This is a genomic window from Mesorhizobium sp. M1A.F.Ca.IN.020.03.2.1, assembly GCF_004023205.1.
Lineage (GTDB): Bacteria > Pseudomonadota > Alphaproteobacteria > Rhizobiales > Rhizobiaceae > Mesorhizobium.
In genome coordinates this window covers 1-3434 of sequence record NZ_RZSV01000378.1, presented here as the reverse complement: position 1 = coordinate 3434, position 3434 = coordinate 1, and the positions used below count along the sequence as shown (strand labels likewise).

Annotated in this window: 3 protein-coding genes; 2 read left to right on the top strand and 1 reads right to left on the bottom strand. The window is 66.2% G+C overall.

All coding sequences use genetic code 11. The features are described 5' to 3' along the window. A partial coding sequence (cyoA, locus tag EOA79_RS30835) for a ubiquinol oxidase subunit II (RefSeq protein WP_245489974.1) occupies positions 1-796 on the bottom strand: 796 nt, incomplete at its 3' end. 555 nt (positions 797-1351) lie between these two features. Here cyoA and EOA79_RS30830 point away from each other — a divergent pair. Together EOA79_RS30830 and EOA79_RS30825 are read left to right on the top strand one after the other, a co-directional pair. Further along, positions 1352-1951, top strand: coding sequence for a LysE family transporter (locus EOA79_RS30830; protein WP_245322376.1), 600 nt, complete (start codon positions 1352-1354; stop codon positions 1949-1951). An 82-nt stretch (positions 1952-2033) separates the two neighbouring features. Next, a partial coding sequence (locus EOA79_RS30825) for an SbmA/BacA-like family transporter (protein ID WP_128293612.1) occupies positions 2034-3434 on the top strand: 1401 nt, incomplete at its 3' end.

The window sequence follows — 3434 nt, the reverse complement described above, 5'->3', positions numbered from 1 at the left end:
CGGGCGGCAGCGTCTGGCGCACGATCGCGTCGAGCAGGCCGTCCTGCACGACGCCGAACGAGGCCGGCGGCACGTTGATGCTCTGCCGGGCAAGCTCGCCATAGGCGCGCGCGTTGAGCACGCCGCCGGCGCCATGCAGCGAAGAGGCCCAGCGCGCAAATTCGTCGGGCGGGACGGCGCGCACGCGGAAATTCATGTCGGAAAAGCCGTCGCCGCTGAAATGCGCCGACAGGCCGAGATAGTCGCCGTCGCGATCGGCCTGCAGGTTGAGCTCGGTCTGCATGCCGTTCATGACATAGATCATGCTGCCGAGCTGCGGCACAAAGAAGGTGTTCATCACGCTGGCCGAGGTCAGTTTGAAATGAACGGGAACGCCGGCCGGGATGACCAGCTGGTTGACCGTTCCGACGCCCTGGTCGGGGTAGAGGAACAGCCATTTCCAATCGAGCGCCACCACCTGGATGTCGAGCGGCGGCTGGCTGGAGGCGATCGGCCGGCGCGGGTCGAGATGGTAGGATCCGTAATAGATCAGACCGCCGAGGAAGAGGATGGTGAGCGTCGGGATCGACCAGACGATCAGCTCGATGCGGCCCGAATAGGTGAATTCCGGCTCGTAGCGGGCGTTGCGGTTGGAGGCGCGGAACATCCAGGCAAACAAAAGCAGCGCCACCAGCGTCGGAATGACGATGACCAGCATGACCGCCAGCGAGTTGAGCAGGATCGTGCGGTTGCCCGCGCCGATCGGGCCCTGCGGGTCGAGCACCCCGCCCGCGCAGCCCGAGAGCGTTGCGATCAAGCCTATCCAGAGCGGCGAGCGGCCTCGCCTCGGTCTAGGGAAGGAAAGCACTGGAACGGATCATGCTTGGCGCGAACGGATCGGCGGGACGTCTTGACTGTGGGCGGCGCGTCGTCGGCGCTGCTGGGCTGCGGCGCGGCCGGAAACAGACTTCGCGGCCAGTCCGGCTGGGCCGTGATCCTTCAAAAGCTCGCGCCTGCGAGGGTCGCGTTCTGCGGCAGCTTTCATCTGAAGTCTCCCCGTGTGCAGAGGCACTTCCGCCATATACCGTACGACTGCAGAACACGGCTGCCAACCCAAGCAACTGCCGCTTGTTCTGCAAAAGGCGGTGTTTCGCCCGATGGCTGGACGGGCCGCGGAAGACATAGGGCGCGGCTCCTGCCTGACCAGACGCCGTCTCGGCATGCTCGCGCTCGCCGATCGCCCGCCAGGATGGTGACAAGGCGTGCGGCGCGTGCATTGTACTGCGCAGGGAATTGCAGCCGACCTGCGGAGGAAGTCTTGTCCGAGATTGCAACCATCCTTTCCATCCTTGGCGTTTTCCTGCTGGGGGCGATGAGCCCGGGGCCGAGCTTCGTCGTCGTCTCGCGTATCGCGGTCGCCGGCGAGCGCAGTGACGGCCTAGCGGCGGCGATCGGCATGGGCATCGGCGGCTTCATCTTCGCCATCATCGCGGTCGCGGGCCTGACCGCGCTGCTCGTCCAGGTCGCCTGGCTGGACATTTTCCTGCGCGTCGCCGGCGGCGCCTATCTGCTGTGGATCGGCATAAAGATCTGGCGCGGCGCCAATCAGCCGATCGAGATCGCGAACGATGCCTCGGCGCGCGCCGGCTCGTTCTGGCGGGCGCTGCGGCGCGCGCTTCTGGTCCAGCTCGCCAATCCGAAGACGGCGATCTTCTACGCCTCGATGTTCGCGGCCATGCTGCCGGCCTCGCCGCCGCTCTGGATGCTCTTGGTCCTGCCGCCGCTGCTCTTCCTCAACGAATTCGTCTGGTACGCGGTCGTCGCCTTCGCCTTTTCCTCCAGCCGGCCGCGCGCGGCCTATCTCGGCACCAAGCACTGGATCGACCGCGCCGCCGGCGCCGTGGTCGGCGCGCTCGGGATCAAGCTGATGTGGGAAGGCATGGCCGTCGCGCGGCGGGGTTTTGCCGGGTGAGGTGAGGTCGAGGCCCGAGCGGGCAGGCAACATCTCTCGCCGAGATCGTGAAACCTTCTGATTTTTGAGCCGTTGTCGGCTGATGTCTGAAGCAAAGCTCAAGCCAAGATCGGCCGACGGCGCCCAGCCGCGCGGTGCCGGGAAGTCGCGCCCCGCAAAGACCGGCGCAGCGAAGGCACCCCCGGGCAAGACGCGGCCGGAAAAGTCGCCGCCGGAAAGCTTGCACCCGGAAAGACCCCGCGAAGAAAGGTCGCCCCCGAAGCAATCGCCCGAGCAAGAGGAGCCGGCCGAAGCCACGCCGGAGGCCGTCGGCGAACCGGCGCCGCCGCCGCCGGAATCCGTCGAGCCCGGTCCGAAGCTGACGCCCGAGGAGGCCGAGCAGGCGCGCAGGAAGTACCTCTTTAGGCGGTTCTGGATCAGCGGGCGCGGCTACTGGGGCCGGAATGGCGACAAGCTCGCATGGCCGTTTACGATTGGGCTGTTGGTGCTGATCTGCGTCAATGTCGGCTTCCAGTATGGCATCAATGTCTGGAACCGCGCCTTCTTCGACGCCATCGAACAGCGCAATGTCCACACCGTCTATATGCTGAGCGCCGTCTTCGTGCCGCTAGTCGCCGGAAGCGCCAGCCTCGTCGTCGCTCAGGTCTATCTGCGTATGACGATCCAGCGCCGCTGGCGCTCCTGGCTCACCACATCTGTCATCGCGCGCTGGCTGGCCAGCGGCCGCTACTATCAGCTGAACCTCGTCGCCGGCGACCACTCGAACCCCGAAGCCCGTCTCACCGAAGATCTGCGCATCGCCACCGAGTCCCCCGTCGATTTCATCTCCGGCGTCCTCAACGCCTTTCTGGCGGCCTCGACCTTTATCGTCGTGCTGTGGACCATCGGCGGCGCGCTCACCTTGCCGCTCGGCCGCGAGAGCATCACCATCCCCGGCTTCCTCGTCGTCACCGCGGTCATCTATGCCGCCATCACCTCGACCTCGATGGTGGTCATCGGCCGCCATTTCGTGCAGCTTTCGGAGCGGAAGAACCAGGCGGAAGCCGAATTCCGCTATACGCTGACGCGCGTCCGCGAAAACGGCGAAAGCATCGCGCTGCTCGGCGGCGAGGCGGAGGAGCGCAGCGGCATCGACAGGAATTTCGGCCATGTGCTGAGGCAATGGGCGCTGCTGACCGGACAGCACATGCGCACCGCGATTGTCTCGCAAGGGTCGATGCTGTTCGCGCCGGTGGTGCCGGTGCTGCTCTGCGCGCCGAAATTCCTCGAAGGCTCGATGTCGCTCGGCCAGGTCATGCAGGCGGCCTCCGCCTTTGCCATCGTGCAAGGCGCGTTCGGCTGGCTGGTCGACAATTATCCGCGCCTGGCCGATTGGAACGCCTCGGCGCGCCGCGTCGCTTCGCTGATGATGTCGCTCGACGGGCTGGAGCGCGCCGAAGAGAGCGAGTCCTTTGGGCGCATCCGGCGCGGCGAGACGCAAAAC

Excerpts from the sequence above, each read along its gene's own strand:
- EOA79_RS30830 (WP_245322376.1), top strand. The coding sequence starts at position 1,352 with ATGAGCCCGGGGCCGAGCTTCGTCGTCGTCTCGCGTATCGCGGTCGCC.